At 67.7% G+C, this 14922-nt stretch carries 14 protein-coding genes; 6 read left to right on the top strand and 8 right to left on the bottom strand.

Going from position 1 to position 14922, the window contains the following annotated elements; genetic code table 11:
- Window positions 1-49: 49 nt before the first annotated feature.
- Both VFK57_11930 and larB read right to left on the bottom strand, forming a co-directional pair.
- A complete protein-coding gene (locus tag VFK57_11930; GenBank protein HET7696412.1) occupies window positions 50-2476 on the bottom strand; it encodes an endonuclease MutS2 in 2427 nt (808 codons plus the stop codon).
- 76 nt (window positions 2477-2552) lie between these two features.
- Window positions 2553-3314 (bottom strand): nickel pincer cofactor biosynthesis protein LarB, encoded by a 762-nt coding sequence (gene larB / locus VFK57_11925; protein ID HET7696411.1) that lies wholly within the window; start codon window positions 3312-3314, stop codon window positions 2553-2555.
- A gap of 68 nt (window positions 3315-3382) precedes the next feature.
- Between larB and VFK57_11920 the strand changes: the two genes are divergently transcribed.
- The 6 genes from VFK57_11920 to VFK57_11895 all read left to right on the top strand — a co-directional run bounded on the left by VFK57_11920 (window position 3383) and on the right by VFK57_11895 (window position 10197).
- The gene (locus VFK57_11920) at window positions 3383-4882 is read left to right on the top strand and encodes a cellulose synthase family protein (protein ID HET7696410.1); all 1500 of its coding nucleotides are present in this window, start codon (window positions 3383-3385) and stop codon (window positions 4880-4882) included.
- A 160-nt stretch (window positions 4883-5042) separates the two neighbouring features.
- A complete protein-coding gene (locus VFK57_11915) occupies window positions 5043-6182 on the top strand; it encodes a citrate synthase (protein HET7696409.1) in 1140 nt (379 codons plus the stop codon).
- Window positions 6183-6267: 85 nt separating this feature from the next.
- On the top strand, window positions 6268-7320 hold the full coding sequence (locus tag VFK57_11910) for a methylated-DNA--[protein]-cysteine S-methyltransferase (protein ID HET7696408.1): 1053 nt from the start codon (window positions 6268-6270) through the stop codon (window positions 7318-7320).
- A gap of 40 nt (window positions 7321-7360) precedes the next feature.
- A complete protein-coding gene (lepA, locus tag VFK57_11905; protein HET7696407.1) occupies window positions 7361-9163 on the top strand; it encodes a translation elongation factor 4 in 1803 nt (600 codons plus the stop codon).
- Entirely contained in the window at window positions 9160-9858 is a 699-nt protein-coding gene (gene lepB, locus VFK57_11900) for a signal peptidase I (GenBank protein ID HET7696406.1), read from the top strand. Before lepA ends, lepB begins: the two co-directional genes overlap by 4 nt.
- A gap of 3 nt (window positions 9859-9861) precedes the next feature.
- The gene (locus VFK57_11895; GenBank protein ID HET7696405.1) at window positions 9862-10197 is read left to right on the top strand and encodes a hypothetical protein; all 336 of its coding nucleotides are present in this window, start codon (window positions 9862-9864) and stop codon (window positions 10195-10197) included.
- Between the two features lie 58 nt (window positions 10198-10255).
- Here the strand turns inward: VFK57_11895 and VFK57_11890 are convergent, their stop codons facing one another.
- The 6 genes from VFK57_11890 to VFK57_11865 form a co-directional block, all read right to left on the bottom strand.
- A complete protein-coding gene (locus VFK57_11890; protein HET7696404.1) occupies window positions 10256-10870 on the bottom strand; it encodes a cyclodeaminase/cyclohydrolase family protein in 615 nt (204 codons plus the stop codon).
- Entirely contained in the window at window positions 10867-12150 is a 1284-nt protein-coding gene (gene hutI / locus VFK57_11885; GenBank protein ID HET7696403.1) for an imidazolonepropionase, read from the bottom strand. The genes VFK57_11890 and hutI overlap by 4 nt, the downstream gene beginning before the upstream one ends.
- A 52-nt stretch (window positions 12151-12202) precedes the next feature.
- On the bottom strand, window positions 12203-12472 hold the full coding sequence (locus tag VFK57_11880; protein HET7696402.1) for a DUF167 domain-containing protein: 270 nt from the start codon (window positions 12470-12472) through the stop codon (window positions 12203-12205).
- A gap of 62 nt (window positions 12473-12534) precedes the next feature.
- Window positions 12535-13146 (bottom strand): DivIVA domain-containing protein, encoded by a 612-nt coding sequence (locus tag VFK57_11875; GenBank protein ID HET7696401.1) that lies wholly within the window; start codon window positions 13144-13146, stop codon window positions 12535-12537.
- Entirely contained in the window at window positions 13146-13853 is a 708-nt protein-coding gene (locus VFK57_11870; GenBank protein ID HET7696400.1) for a YggS family pyridoxal phosphate-dependent enzyme, read from the bottom strand. The genes VFK57_11875 and VFK57_11870 overlap by 1 nt, the downstream gene beginning before the upstream one ends.
- A 61-nt stretch (window positions 13854-13914) precedes the next feature.
- On the bottom strand, window positions 13915-14850 hold the full coding sequence (locus VFK57_11865) for a tetratricopeptide repeat protein (GenBank protein HET7696399.1): 936 nt from the start codon (window positions 14848-14850) through the stop codon (window positions 13915-13917).
- Window positions 14851-14922 lie beyond the last annotated feature (72 nt).

Genomic DNA, 14922 nt, shown 5'->3' with positions numbered 1-14922 from the left:
CGACCGCCGATCGGCACTCGCCAATCGCCAATCTGCAATGGCGGCGGCGTCATTCCTTGAGCTCCACCACTGTGACGCCGCCGCCCCCTTGATTGTCGGGAGCGGGGCCGAAACTGGAGACCAGCGGATGGGCCCGCAGGAACTCCGCGATGGCGCGCCGCAGCGCGCCGGTACCATAACCGTGGACGATGCGCAGCGATCGGAGGTCCGTCGTCGCGGCATCTTCCAGGAAACGATCGACGCGACCGACGGCTTCGTCCGAGTGGTTGCCGATCACGTTGATCTCGGTGAGGCTCCCGCCGCTCCGCGGCGCCAGGTCGACGTTCACGCGAACGCGCGCCGCGGAGGATGATAGCGCCGCCGCCGGCACGAGCACGCGCAGGTCTGCGAGCTTCGTGCGCATGCGCTTGCCGCGGACGTCGACCTCCGCGTGGTCTCCGTTGATCGACTGAACCACGCCTTCGAGACCCAGCAGGCCAACCGCGACCCGATCCCCTTCCGCAGCAGGTCGCGGTTGTCCCGCCGAAGCTCCCGCAGGGAGCGAAGGCGGACTCTGAGCTGCTCCGCGAAGCCTGTTGTCGATGGCATCGAGGGCGCTGCGGGCATCGGCCCGCGCCGATCCGATGTCGCCGGTCGGCACCAGCCGGGCCGCCCGCCGCTCGGCGTCCGACGCGATCGTCGACGCGCGCGTCTTCAGCGAGTCGATCACCGAATCGATCTCGCGCTTCGCCTCCCGCATGCGCTCGTCGATCTTCTGATCCAGCCGCTTGCGGAACGTCTCCTCACGGCTGCGCAGCTCCTGCTCGCGCGCCTGCAGGCGCCCCCTGGTCTCCTCGACCATCTGCCGTTCGCGCGCCACCAGACGCCGCTCGTGATCGAGCCCCTGCATCTCGCGCTCGATCCTGGCGAGGTGTTCGGCGAGCTGCGCTTCACGCGCGGTCCGCTGCGCCCGCGCCTGCTCGATGATCGAGGGGGGGAGGCCGAGCCGGGTCGCAATCTCCAGGGCCAGGCTGCTGCCCGGCGACCCGTAGTGGAGGCGATAGGTCGGCGCAAACGTCTGCGGGTTGAATCCGAACCCGGCCGACGTCACTCCTTCGGTCGTCGACGCGTAGGTCTTCAGCGCGTCGAAGTGCGTCGTCGCCACCACCATCGCGCCGCGCCTGCGGAAGTGATCGATGATCGCCGTGGCGAGCGCGCCCCCTTCGTTCGGATCGGTCCCGCCGCCGGCTTCGTCGAGCAGCACCAGCGAAGGGGGATCGAGCGCGCGATCCATCTCGACGATGTGCGCGATGTGGGCCGAGAACGTGCTCAGACTCTCGGCGATGGACTGCTCGTCGCCGATGTCGGCATAGACGCTGCGAAACACCGGAATCTGCGATCCGTCCGCGACGGGAATCAGCAGCCCCGCCTGCGCCATCAACGGCAGCAGGCCCGCGGTCTTCAGCGCCACGGTCTTGCCGCCGGTATTCGGGCCGGTGATCACCAGCACGCGCGCCGGCGGAACCAGCAGCACATCGACCGGGGTTACGTCCGCGCCCCGCGCGATGAGCAGAGGATGGCGCGCCGCCCGCAACTCGAGGCGGCCGTCTTTCGCCAGCGCGGGATGGATGCCGTCGATCTCCAGCGAATACCGCGCCCGCGCCTGGACGACATCGAGCTCGGTTGCGGCGTCGATCGTGCGCCCGAGGTCGCCGCCGCGCGCGCGCAGCGCGTCGGTGAGCGCCAGCAGGATGCGGCGGATTTCCTCCTGCTCCTGCTGCTCGAGGGCGACGATGTCGTTGTTGATCTCGACCGTGCTGAGCGGTTCGAGAAACAGGCTCGCGCCGCTCGCCGAGCTGCCGTGGACGATGCCGGGAATCGCCGAGCGGTGCTCCGCGCGGACGACCAGGACGTAGCGCCCGTTGCGATCGGTGACGATCTGCTGCTGCAGATACTTCGCGGTGTCCTTGCCGCGCACGTACGACTCGAGCGTCCCGCGCAGCCGCGCCCGCTGCTTGCGCAGCCGTTCGCGGATGCTCTTCAGCTCCGGGCTGGCGTCGTCCACCAGTTCGCCGCCCGGGTCGATCTTGCGGCGGATGTCGGCGATCTCGCGCTCGAACGAGGCCGCCCCCTCGACGATGCCGGCGAGCAGGGGGAACGCGGCGCGCGCGCGGCGGATGCCGCCGGCGGACGCGTCAATCGAGCCGAGAAACGTCGCGAGTCCGAGCAGGTGGAGCGGTTCGAGCGGGCGTCCGTCGACGGCCAGCGCCTCGAGAACGGCATCGAGGTCGGCGGGCGCGCGCAGGGCGATCTCGCCGGCGCCGGACAGGAACCGTGCGGCCTCGCTCGTCGCGGCGAGCGCGCGCGAAATCGCTTCCGCGTCGTCGGAGGGCTGCAGCCGCGACAGCCGCGCCGCACCGGGCGGCGTCTGCGCGAGCCGCGTCACCGACGCGACGATGCGGTCGAACTCGAGGGCCTTGAGCGTGCCGGGGTGCATGGCGTGCTGGGGAGCGCCGGAGCGCAATCCTCAAGTATACCGCGGTCCGCCCGTGTCTGCCGGGAGGGTCTGTGGGCTAATCGAGATGGTTGATCGAAGACGCGATCGCCGCCGCCCCGAAGCCGTTGTCGATGTTGACGACGGAAATCCCTGTGGCGCAGCTGTTTAGCATGGCGAGGAGGGCCGTGAGGCCGCCGAAACTGGCGCCGTACCCCACGCTCGTGGGGACCGCGACGACCGGCACGTCGACCAGTCCGCCGACCACCGAGGGCAGCGCCCCTTCCATCCCCGCGACGACGATGATGACCCGGGCGGCGATCAGGCGATCGTGTTCCCTGAGGAGCCGGTGGAGGCCGGCGACGCCGACATCGTAGAGGCGATCCACCGTATTTCCCATGATTTCGGCGGTGACGACCGCTTCTTCGGCAATGGGGAGGTCGGCGGTCCCGGCGGCGGCGACGAGGATGGTGCCGCGCCCCGTGGCGGGGCCGCCGCGAGCCAGCGTGATGCAGCGCGCGAGCTCGTGGTATTTCGCTTCAGGAAGTTCACGCCGAACGCAGTCAAACACGTCACCCGAGGTGCGCGTGACCAGGAGACTGTGTCCGGCGTGGACGATGCGTTTGGCGATGCCGGCGACCTGGGCCGGCGTCTTTCCCTGCCCGAAAATCACCTCGGGGAAGCCCTGCCGCGCGTTGCGGTGATGATCGACGCGAGCGAAGCCCAGATCCTCGAAGGGCTGCTGGCGCAGAACTTGAAGGAGCTGCTCCTGCGCCGCCTCAGGAGTAAGCGAGCCGGCGCCCACGGCCTCGAGAAGGGCCCGCAACTGCTGACGGTTCATCGAGTTGACTTTGCGCCGACCTGAACCGTAACATGATCGATTGGACCGCGTGACCGATTCATCTTCTTATGACGTCGCTGCCTGAGACACTCATTCTCGTCCTGTATTTCTTTGTGTTGAGCATCCTGGCCTTCTACGGCTGGCATCGCTACTACCTCGTTTATCTTTACATGAAAAATCGGGACAAGGCCCCGGACGCGGCGCTCGCGCCGGCGCCGCTGACGTCCCTGCCGCGCGTCACGGTCCAACTGCCGATCTACAACGAGATGTACGTCGCCGACCGCCTGATCGACGCGGTCTGCGAAATGGACTATCCGCGCGAGCTGTTCGAGATCCAGGTGCTGGACGACTCGACGGACGAGACGAAGGAGATTGCCGAACTCGCCGTGCGCCGCCACGCGGCCCGCGGATTCGACATCAGCTACCTGCACCGGGTCGATCGCACCGGGTACAAGGCGGGGGCGCTGGCAGCGGGACTGAAGCGCGCCAAGGCGGACTTCATCGCCATCTTCGACGCCGATTTCATTCCGCCGAAGGACTTCCTGCTCAAGACGCTGCCGCATTTCGACGCGCCGGACGTCGGCATGGTGCAGGCGCGCTGGGGGCACATCAACCAGGACTATTCGCTGCTGACCAAGGTGCAGGCCATCCTGCTCGACGCGCACTTCGTGCTCGAGCACGGGGGGCGCAACCGCGCCGGCTGCTTCTTCAACTTCAACGGCACCGCCGGGGTGTGGCGGCGTGAAGCGATTGATGCCGCAGGCGGATGGCAGCACGACACTCTCACGGAAGACCTGGATCTGAGCTACCGCGCCCAGCTGCTTGGCTGGCGCTTCAAGTTCCTGCCGCACGTCGTCTCGCCGGCGGAGGTGCCGGTCGAGATGAACTCCTTCAAGTCGCAGCAGCACCGCTGGGCGAAGGGGTCGATCCAGACCTGCATGAAGCTGCTGCCGCACATCCTGCGTTCGCCGCAGCCGCTGAAGGTCAAGGCGGAAGCGTTCTTCCACCTCACCGCCAACTTCAACTACCTGCTCATGTGCCTGCTGTCGGTGCTGATGTTCCCGGCGATGTGGGTGCGCTACAACATGGGCTGGACGGAGATGCTGCTGATCGACATCCCGCTGTTCCTCGCCGCGACGATGTCGTTCTTCAACTTCTACATGGTGTCGCAGCGCGAGCTGTATCCCGACTGGCGCACCCGCCTCAAGTATCTGCCGTTCCTGATGTCGATCGGCATCGGCCTCTCGGTGAACAACACGCGGGCGGTGCTCGAGGCGCTGTTCCGCAAGCAGAGCGAGTTCGCGCGCACCCCGAAGTACGGCATCGAGCGCGAGAGCGACGAGTGGGCGGGCAAGAAGTACCACCAGACCGTCGGCGTGCAGTCGATCATCGAGGTGGGGCTCGGCCTCTATTTCACCGGCACGGTGTTCTACGCGCTGATCAATCAGATCTACGGCACGCTGCCGTTCCTGATGCTCTTCCAGATCGGGTTCCTCTACACCGGCCTGCTGTCGATCCTGCAGCAGTTCACCGGCGACCCCGACATGCAGCCGGAAATCGCAAAATAGTTTCGACTGAGACGAGCCGACGGCCGCGGCACGAAGATCCCAAAGTTCACAAAGATCGCAAAGAAGACAAGGTTGTTTTGTGGTCTTTGTGATCTTTGTGCCCTTCGTGTCCGCTGCCGTCGGCCGTCTCAGCGGAGACCGCTGCTGATATGATCCGGGTATGGCCGTAGACGAGAAGCCAAAAGCCGGGCTCGAAGACGTCGTCGCCGCGACCTCCGCGATTTGTTATCTGGACGGGGAGCGCGGCGTTCTTGCGTACTACGGCTACGACATCCACGATCTCGCCAAGGGAGCGACCTTCGAGGAAGTCTGCTACCTGCTGTGGCACGGGCGGTTGCCGAACCGGGCCGAGCTGGGCGACCTGCAGTCGCAGCTCGCCGCGGCCCGTCCCGTGTCCGAGCCGATCCTGCGCCTGATGAAGCAGCTGCCGGCGTCAGACGGCATGGACATGCTGAGGACGCTGACCTCGGCGCTGGGCCAGTACGACCCGGAAGTCAACGACAGCTCGCCGCAGGCGCAGTACCGCAAGGCGGTGCGCCTCACGGCTCAGATGGGCAGCATCGTCGCGACCCATGGGCGGCTGCAGGCGGGCGGCGGACCGATTCAGCCGGATCCCGCGCTCGGCCACGCGGCGAACTTCCTCTACATGCTGAAGGGAGAACGCCCGAATGCGCTCGCGACGCGCGCGTTCGACATCGCCCTGATCCTGCACGCCGATCACGAGCTCAACGCGTCGACGTTCGCCGCCCGGGTCGCGGCGGCGACGCTCACCGACATCTATTCCGCCATCGTCGGCGCCGTCGGCGCGCTCAAGGGACCGCTGCACGGCGGCGCCAACGCCGACGTCATGCGGCTGCTCATCGAGATCGGTCCGGAAGCCGCGCCGGAGCGGATCGACGAGGCGATCCGCGCCAAGCTCGCGCGCAAGGTGAAGATTCCCGGCTTCGGCCACCGCGTCTATCGCACCGAGGATCCGCGGGCGACGCACCTGCGGCGGATGTCCAAGGATCTCGGCGAGCGCGCCGGCAACACGCGGTGGTACGACATGTCGAAGCGGATCGAAGCGCTCGTCACCGGCGAGAAGAAGCTGTATCCGAACGTCGACTTCTACTCGGCGTCGACCTACTACACGCTGGGCATTCCGATCGACCTGTTCACGCCGATCTTCGCGGTCAGCCGGGTCTCCGGCTGGACGGCCCACTGCCTCGAGCAGTACAAGAACAATCGGCTGATCCGCCCGCGCACCGATTACATCGGCCCGGCGTACCCGCAGACGTTCCTGGCGCTGGATCAACGGTGATGTCCGGGCTTTCAGCCCGGCGATCCAGAATTGCCTGTTCAAACCCCGGTGGCGGACAATGGGCGCAGGCGCGTAACCTGCGCCCATGATGACTCTCCCTTCCACCGCCGAGATGTACCGCGCGCTCGTCGAGCGCGACCAGTCGTTCGAGGGGCTGTTCTATGCCTGCATCCGGACGACCGGAATTTTCTGCCGGCCGACGTGCCACGCGCGGAAGCCGAAGCCCGAGAACGTCGAGTACGCCCCCTCCATCCAGGAGGCGCTGCACCGCGGCTACCGGCCGTGCCAGCTGTGCGAGCCGATGGCCGCCGGCGCCGCCGCGCCGAACTGGCTGACGCCGCTCCTCGACGAGCTGCGCCGGCGCCCGGATCTGAAGCTCCGCGATCACGATCTGCGGGCGCGCGGACTGGATCCCGTGCAGGTGCGGCGGACGTTCAAGCGGTCGTTCGGCATGACGTTCCAGGCGTATCAGCGCGCCTGCCGCCTCGGGACGGCGATGAAGTCGCTGCACGCCGGCGCGCCGACGATCGATGCCGGCATGGACGCCGGGTTCGAATCCGACAGCGGCTTCCGCGAGGCGTTCGCCCGCGTGTTCGGCGACACGCCCGGGCGCGCGCGGGCGAGCGCGCTGCTCACCGCCGCCTGGATCGAAACGCCGCTCGGGCCGATGCTGGCCATCGCGTGCGACGGCGGGCTCGAGCTCCTCGAGTTCGTCGATCGCCGCGCGCTGGAGACGGAGCTGCGCGCCCTGCGCGCCAAGCTGCGCGCGCCGATCGTGCCGGGCGACCATCCGATCCTGCAGCGCACGGCGGATCAGTTGCGCGAGTACTTCGCCGGCACGCGGCGCGAGTTCGACATCCCGCTGAAGCAGCACGGCTCGCCGTTCCAGCTCGCTGCCTGGAACGCGCTGTGCGAGATCCCCTACGGCGAGACGCGCTCGTACAGCGACATGGCCCGTCGAGTCGGATCGCCCGGGGCCGTCCGCGCCATCGGCCGCGTCAACGGCCAGAACCAGCTCGCGATCATCGTCCCCTGCCATCGCGTCATCCGCGCCGACGGGACGCTGTGCGGCTACGGCGGCGGCAAGTGGCGCAAGCAGTGGCTGCTGGAGCACGAACGCCGCGCCGCGCGCGCCTAGCACTAACTCATGCGGGTGCTATACTTTAGCGATCACCTGCATGAACCAGAGCCGCATCCGCAACTTCTCCGTCATCGCCCACATCGACCACGGCAAATCGACGCTCGCTGATCGATTTCTCGAGATGACGGGCGCGCTCCAGAAGCGGGAAATGGAAGCGCAGGTGCTCGACTCGATGGATCTCGAGCGCGAGCGCGGCATCACCATCAAGGCGCACGCGGTGCGCCTGACCTACAAGGCGGACGACGGCGAGACCTACATCCTCAATCTGATCGACACGCCGGGGCACGTCGACTTTTCCTACGAGGTGACGCGGTCGCTGGCCGCCTCCGAGGGAGCGCTGCTGATCGTCGACGCCTCGCAGGGGGTCGAAGCGCAGACGCTCGCCAACGCGTATCTCGCCGTCGACAACAACCTGGAGATCGTCCCGGTCATCAACAAGATCGATCTGCCCGGCGCGCAGCCCGACGAAGCCAGGCGGCAGATCGAAGACATCGTCGGCCTCGACGCCAGCCACGCGATTCTGGCGAGCGCGAAGGAGGGCACCGGCGTTCACGAGATCCTCGAAGCGATCGTCCACCGCCTGCCGCCGCCGAAGGGGGATCCGGACGCACCGCTGAAGGCGCTGATCTTCGATTCGTGGTACGACCCCTATCGCGGCGTCATCATCCTCACGCGGGTGATTGACGGCGTGATGCGCGCCGGCATGAAGATCAAGTTCATGGCGAAGGGGCAGGAGTATCAGGTCGAGCAGGTCGGCGTGTTCTGCCCCAAGTCGACGCCGGTCGAGGAGCTCGGCGCCGGCGAGGTCGGGTTCATCTTCGCCGCAATCAAGACGGTGAGCGACGCGCAGATCGGCGACACCGTCACCGAGGCGGCCAATCCGGCGGCGGAGCCGTTCCCGGGCTTCAAGGAAATGAAGTCGATGGTCTTCGCCGGCCTCTACCCGGTCGAAGGCAGCGAGTACCCGGAGTTGCGCGACGCGCTCGAGAAGCTGCGGCTCAACGACGCCTCCTTTCACTTCGAGCCGGAGACCTCGGCGGCGCTGGGCTTCGGCTTCCGCTGCGGCTTTCTCGGCCTGCTCCACATGGAGATCGTTCAGGAGCGGCTCGAGCGCGAGTTCGACGTCGACCTGATCACGACGGCGCCGGGCGTGTTGTACCGGGTGACGACGACCGACGGCCAGGTTCAGGAGATCGACACGCCGGCGAAGCTGCCCGACGCCGGCCGGATCGAGAAGATCGAAGAGCCGGTGATCACCGCCACGATCCTCACGCCGTCGGCCCACGTCGGCGGGATCCTGGAGCTGTGCCAGGAGAAGCGCGGCGTTCAGAAGGGGCTGGAGTACCTGGCCAGCGACCGCGTGATGATCACCTACGAGCTGCCGTTCAACGAGGTGGTCCTCGACTTCTACGATCGGCTGAAGACGATTTCGCGCGGCTACGCCTCGCTCGATTATCATGTCACCGGCTACTGGGAGTCGCCGCTCGTCAAGCTCGACATCCTGGTCAACGAAGAACCGGTGGACGCGCTCTCGGTGATTGTTCACCGTGACAACGCCTATCCGCGCGGACGGGCGCTGGCTTCGAAGATGCGCGAGCTGATTCCGCGGCAGATGTTCGAGGTGGCAATCCAGGCGGCGGTCGGGAGCCGCATCATCGCGCGCGAGTCGGTGAAGGCGCTGCGCAAGAACGTGCTCGCCAAGTGCTACGGCGGCGACATCTCGCGCAAGCGCAAGCTGCTCGAGAAGCAGAAGGAAGGCAAGAAGCGGATGAAGCGCGTCGGCCGCGTCGAGATCCCGCAGGAAGCGTTCCTGGCCGTACTCAAGGTGGGCCAGGAATGAGCTCGACCTTCAAGAAGTCGGTCGTCCGCGAGTACTTCGAATCGATCGTCATCGCGGTGATCCTCGCCCTGTTCGTCCGCACCTGGGTGGTGCAGGCGTTCAAGATCCCGACCGGGTCGATGGAGAACAACCTGCTGATCGGCGACCACCTGCTGGTGAACAAGTTCGTCTTCGGGCCGACGCCGCTGGCGATCGGTCGCAAGGTCCTGCCGGTGCGCCCGATCCGCCGCGGCGACATCGTCGTCTTCAAGTATCCCGACGAGCCCGATCGCGATTTCATCAAGCGGGTGATCGGCCTGCCGGGAGAAACCATCGAGCTGAAGAACAAGAAAGTGCACGTCGACGGCCGGCCGCTCGACGAGCCCTACGTCCACTTCCTGACCCCGCCGTCGAACGAATACCAGGAAGTCACGTCCTACGATCTGCGCGAGCGGTTCGGGCCGGTCACGGTGCCGCCCGACCAGTACTTCGTGATGGGGGACAATCGCGACAACTCGCAGGACAGCCGCTACTGGGGCTTCCTGCCGCGGCATTACATCAAGGGCAGGGCGCTGCTGATCTACTGGTCGTACGAGTCAGGACGCGAGGACTACCTGGACGAAGGGCTGGGCGCGACGGTGAAACGCCTGGCCTCGGTGGTCACGCATTTCTTCACCAGGACCCGCTGGGAGCGTCTCTTCAACCAGATCCGGTGACCGATGATCAAGAAGCTGCTCAGCCTGGTCATCTTCCTCGCGCTGGTCAACGCGGGAGCGCGGCTGGCGGTGGCGTTCTTCCACGATCAGCAGTTCAACGACGCGGTGCGGGAGATCGCGCTGTTCGGCGCCAAAGACCCTGACGAGGCGCTGAAGCAGAAAGTGATGGACGCGGCGAGGCGCAACGCGATCCCGCTCGAGCCGGAGTTCATCGAGATCAGCCGCCGCAGCGTCGTCGTGCCCAACGACAAGGTGGTGATCAAGGTCGCCTACGCCGAGATGATTCAGCTCGCGCCCGGCTACGCGCGGCGCTTCGACTTCGAATACACCACACCTTGATTGGCCGAGCGGCTCCGCCTCTCGGACATCCCTCCACGCTCTCTCGCTTCCGCTCGCATCAGCTCGCTTGCCTGGCCGCCCGGGTTTCGTGTGCGATCGCGCGCTCGAGTTCTTCGATCTCGGCCTGAACGCGCTTCACGTACTCGGCATCCTTGACGCTGCCGAGATTGATCTCCACGTTCAGCTTCGCGCCGCGGAGTCCGGCGCCGAGCAGCTCGAAGCCGACCGCGGCGTCGCTCGACGCCGAGGGATTGCCCATCGCGGCGACGACGACCCCCTGCTCGGCGGCGGCGGCGCAGGCACGCATCACGTCCAGCGGCGCGGCGATGGCGCCGCGCATGGCGCTCTGAATGGCCGCCGACCGGGCCGCCTTTTCCTCGGCGGTTCCCTTCGGCAGGCGATAGGCGGCCATCACGTCCGCGTAGGCCGCGCTGTCCCGATCCACCAGGATCGTGAGTTCATCGGCCAGCGCCGCCGAGCGCGTCCCGGCCGCGGCGAGGCGCGCCGCATCTTCAGCCGTCGTCGCCCTGGATTTCGGCAGCCCCGCCATCATGGCGAAGAGCGACGCGCCCATGGCGCCGGCAAGCGCGGCGGCCGAGCCGCCGCCAGGAGTGGGCTCCGGAGCGCGCAGCGCGTCGAGAAAGCCGGTGATCGTCGTGTCGGTGAGTTTCACGCGCTGTTGCCCCCGCTGTCCGCCGGCCGCTGTCCGCCGGCCGCTTGCCGCTCGATCTTGCCACGTTTCACCACGCCGGCAACCGAGGCGGCGCCGACGCGGATCAATTCGATCGCGTCGCCATCGATCAGGACCGCATCCATGAGCTTGCCGGGTTCGAGGCTGCCGACCGTCGACGCGCGATCGAGCGAGTGGGCGGCATTGATCGTCGCGGCGCAGAGCGCTTCCTCGAAGGTCAGTCCCATGCCGAAGCAGGCGAGCGTCATGGCGAACGGCATCGACGGGGAGAAGCCGCCGCCGGGATTGACGTCGGTGGCAAGCGCGACCGGCACGCCGGCGTCGATCAGCGCGCGCGCCGGGGGGAACCGGCCGAGCTTCAGATAGAACGCGGCGTTGGGCAGCAGCGTGGCGACGACGTCGGCGCGCCGCATCGCGGCAATTCCCTCCGCCGGCACGAAGATCAGATGATCGGCGGATCGGGCGCCGACGTCCGCGGCGACCTGCGATCCGCCGCTCGGCCCGAGTTCGTCGGCGTGAATACGCGGCTCGAGGCCGCGCCCCTTTCCGGCCTCGAGGATCCGCCGCGACTCATCCGGCGTGAAGACGCCCTGCTCGCAGAAGACGTCGCACCATTCCGCGAGCCCCTCCTCCGCCACCGCCGGGATCATCCGATCGATCACCAGCCGCACGTAGTCGTCGCGCCGCGATCGATAGTCCACCGGAATGTCGTGCGCTCCCATGAACGTGGGGACGACGTCGATCGGCTGGCGGGCAGCGAGCCGCCGGATCGCGCGCAGCATCTTCAGCTCGCTCTCGAGATCCAGGCCGTAGCCGCTCTTGATCTCGGCGGTCGTCGTCCCGCACGCCAGCATTTCGCCGAGCCGCGCGCGCGTGCTCTCCACGAGCTCGTCCTCGCTCGCCTCACGCGTCGCGCGCACGGTCGAGACGATGCCGCCGCCCTGCGCGGCGATCTCCGCGTAGGTGGCTCCGGCGAGGCGCCGTCTCAGTTCGTCGCGCCGATCGCCGGCATACATCGCGTGGGTGTGCGCGTCGACGAAGCCGGGGACGACGGAGAGTCCGCGGGCGTCGATGACGGTCGCGTCGGGTGCGGCGACGAGCGACGCCGGCAGCTCGGACTCGGGTCCGGCGAACAGAATCCGCTCGCCATCGGCGATCACGGCGCCGTCCTGGATGATCGGGAGGTCGCGCTGCGCGGCTCCGCGGCGGGGTGCCGGGCCGGCGCAGGGGATCAGCTGGCGGATGTGGCGGATGTGGAGCATGACGGTTCGAGGTTCGGGGTGTGGGGCCACGGCCGGACAGGGAGCGGTTCGCTCACGCCGGCAGCAGACGCGCGATTGCGGTGTCAGTATCCATCCCCTCCACCCGCACCCGCTTGTCGCGCGAGGTCAGACCGCTCACGATGGCAATCGACCGGCGGGGGACAGCGAGGGCGTCGGAGAGAAAGGCGACGAGGGCGTCGTTGGCCGCGCCATCCACCGGCGGCGCGTTCAGGCGGATCAGGATCGCGTCACCCCGGCGGCCGTCCACGCGCGTGCGCGGGGACCGAGGGATGACGCGAATCGCGAGCACTGCCGGGACCATGCGAGCACAGCGGCAAGCGGAGAGCAGACGGCGGATCGCGGAAGGCGGCCAGCGGCCAGCGGTCAGCTCGACGCCTTCCGCTCCTCGAATTGAGGGGGCGCCGGCGCTTCGACCTGCCGCGGGCGGTGGAGCAGGACCTTGTCGTCGGTGCGCGACTGATCCTGATCGCGCATGAACTCGAGCGCGCGGTAGAGCGCCTGAATCGTCGCTTCCACCGACCCCTCGGCATCGCGGCGGCGCAGCCGCAGCTCGTTGCAGTCGTGATCGAGCTCCTCGAGGCGGACCTGCGCCTTCTGGATCAGCAGGTCGGCGCGTCCCTGGGCTTCGCGGATGATCATCTTCGCTTCCGCCTGCGCCGTCTCCTTGAGCTCGCCGGACAGCCGCTGCGCGGTCAGCAGCGTGTCGCGCAGGTTCTGCTCGCGCTGCCGGTGCTCGGCCAGCAGCGCCTCCATCCGCATCAGATCGCCGCGCAGCCGATCGATCTCGCGCATCGCCTGCTCGTAGTCGTCGGCCGCTTCGGTGAGGAACGCGACCACGTCGGTCTTGTCGTAGCCGCGCAGCGCCGGCTTGAAGCGGTGCTGCCGCATGTCGAGCGGCGTGATTCGCATCATCCGCTCGGGCGGCTGCGGCGCGACCGGATCGCTGGCGGCGGGCGTCGGCTTGTGCTCGAACATCAGGTCCTCACAGTGCGTTTGCCGAAAATCGCGGTGCCGACGCGTACCAGCGTGGCCCCTTCCTGAATCGCCACCTCGAAATCGTGGCTCATCCCCATCGAGAGATCGCGCAGCCGGTCGGGATCGATGCCGTCCGCCACCAGTCGATCGCGCAGATCGCGCAGCCGCCGGAAGTACGGGCGCGCCTGCTCCGGGTCGTCGAACCAGGGCGGCAGGAGCATCAACCCGCGCAGCCGGGCGGCGCGGCAGCCGGCCGCGGCGCGCACGATCGCCGGCACATCCGCCTCGGGCGCGCCGAACTTCGTCGCTTCTCCGGCGAGATCCACCTGAACGAACAGATCGGGCGAGGCACCCGCCTCCGCCGCCGCCGCGTCCACCCGGCGGACGAGATCGATCGAGTCGATGGCGTGGATCGCCGCGAACGCGGCCGCGGCCTTCTTCGCCTTGTTCGACTGCAGATGGCCGATGAGATGCCACCTGATCTCCAGATCGGCCGTTTCGCCGATCTTCTGCAGCCCCTCCTGGACCTTGTTCTCGCCGAAGTCCCGCTGCCCTGCGGCGCAGGCGGCGCGCACGTGGTCGGCGCTGAAGGTCTTCGAGACCGCCAGGAGCGCCACGGACCCGGGGCTGCGGCCCGCCGCCGCGGCCGCCCCGGCGATCCGCTGACGGATCGAGGTGAGGTTGGCGGCGATGTCCTGGCTGTCCACGCGGCGGCTGACCGGCCCGCGGCGCGAATCGACGATCCGCGCCGCGCCGCCGGAAAACGGGCTACTTGATCGTCGCGACGATCGACTTCGCGGTCTCGGCGTACTGGCCGGTCGGGGCCAGCTTCAGATACGCCTCGAACTTCGGCTTCGCACTCGCGGTGTCGCCGGAGTTGAGCAGCGCCATGCCGAGCCAGTACTGCGCGTCGGGCATGTTCGGATCCAGCTTCACCGCCTGCTCGAACTGGGCCTTCGCCTCGGGGATCTTGCCGGCGTTCCAGAGGATGACCCCCTGGTTGAAGACGGACGAGGCGCTGCCGCCGGCCGCGCCGGCGCCGGCGGCGCCGCCCAGCTCCATCGCCTTCTTGCTCGCTTCGGCGGCCTGATCGAACTTCTTCTGGGCGTTGTACAGATTCGCCAGGCCGTTGTACGCCTCGGCGAAGTCGGGCTTCAGCTCAATCGCCTTCTTGAACGCCGCCTCGGCCTCGTCGTACTTCCTGACGCGCGTCTGCACCGTGCCGATGTTGGCGTAGCACTCCACGCAGTTGGGCATCGAGGCGATCACCTCGTTGAACTTCGCGATCGCTTCGTCTCCCTTGCCCTCGTTGCTGAGCGCGACCCCTTCGTTGAAGGTCTTGGTCGCGGCTTCCGCCTTGGCCTTGGCCTTCGCCACCTCTTCCTTGGACATCCCGCCGCCGCCGCCGCGGCCGGCGCCGAGCGTGAAATCGTGCGTCGCCATTTCCAGGCGGATGTCGACGTCGACCGTGTCCGACAGGCTGTCTTTCGATGCGGTGATCCGGTACTTGCCCGGCGCGAGCCCGACCTGGATGTACTCACCCTTCTTGTTGGTCTTGGTCTCGAGCGTGCGGTTGGTCTGCTGGTTCAGCAGCGTGATCTTCGCTCCCTCGACCGGCTGGCCTTTGGTGTCGACCACCTTGCCCTTGACCTGGCCGGTCTGCGCGGAGGCCGGCGTCGCCACGATCGCAACCGCAACAGCCATGGCCGCAATCATGAGGGTCCGGCGAATGGTGGCGCCCGTCATCGGTATCCTCCTCTGCGAATGCTAGGGGCT

This window comes from Vicinamibacterales bacterium, assembly GCA_035699745.1.
In the GTDB taxonomy this organism is placed as follows: Bacteria; Acidobacteriota; Vicinamibacteria; order Vicinamibacterales; family 2-12-FULL-66-21; genus JAICSD01.
The sequence above is the reverse complement of the archived record's forward strand: the minus strand, read 5'-3'. Positions and strand labels throughout refer to the sequence as shown.

Bases quoted from the DNA above. Each gene is read 5' to 3' on its own strand.
- VFK57_11915 (HET7696409.1), top strand. From the start codon at position 5,043: ATGGCCGTAGACGAGAAGCCAAAAGCCGGGCTCGAAGACGTCGTCGCC.
- hutI (HET7696403.1), bottom strand. From the start codon at position 12,150: ATGCTCCACATCCGCCACATCCGCCAGCTGATCCCCTGCGCCGGCCCG.
- VFK57_11920 (HET7696410.1), top strand. From the start codon at position 3,383: ATGACGTCGCTGCCTGAGACACTCATTCTCGTCCTGTATTTCTTTGTG.
- VFK57_11895 (HET7696405.1), top strand. From the start codon at position 9,862: ATGATCAAGAAGCTGCTCAGCCTGGTCATCTTCCTCGCGCTGGTCAAC.
- VFK57_11910 (HET7696408.1), top strand. From the start codon at position 6,268: ATGATGACTCTCCCTTCCACCGCCGAGATGTACCGCGCGCTCGTCGAG.
- lepA (HET7696407.1), top strand. From the start codon at position 7,361: ATGAACCAGAGCCGCATCCGCAACTTCTCCGTCATCGCCCACATCGAC.
- VFK57_11880 (HET7696402.1), bottom strand. From the start codon at position 12,472: ATGGTCCCGGCAGTGCTCGCGATTCGCGTCATCCCTCGGTCCCCGCGC.
- VFK57_11865 (HET7696399.1), bottom strand. From the start codon at position 14,850: ATGGCTGTTGCGGTTGCGATCGTGGCGACGCCGGCCTCCGCGCAGACC.
- VFK57_11875 (HET7696401.1), bottom strand. From the start codon at position 13,146: ATGTTCGAGCACAAGCCGACGCCCGCCGCCAGCGATCCGGTCGCGCCG.
- VFK57_11930 (HET7696412.1), bottom strand. From the start codon at position 2,476: ATGCACCCCGGCACGCTCAAGGCCCTCGAGTTCGACCGCATCGTCGCG.
- lepB (HET7696406.1), top strand. From the start codon at position 9,160: ATGAGCTCGACCTTCAAGAAGTCGGTCGTCCGCGAGTACTTCGAATCG.
- larB (HET7696411.1), bottom strand. From the start codon at position 3,314: ATGAACCGTCAGCAGTTGCGGGCCCTTCTCGAGGCCGTGGGCGCCGGC.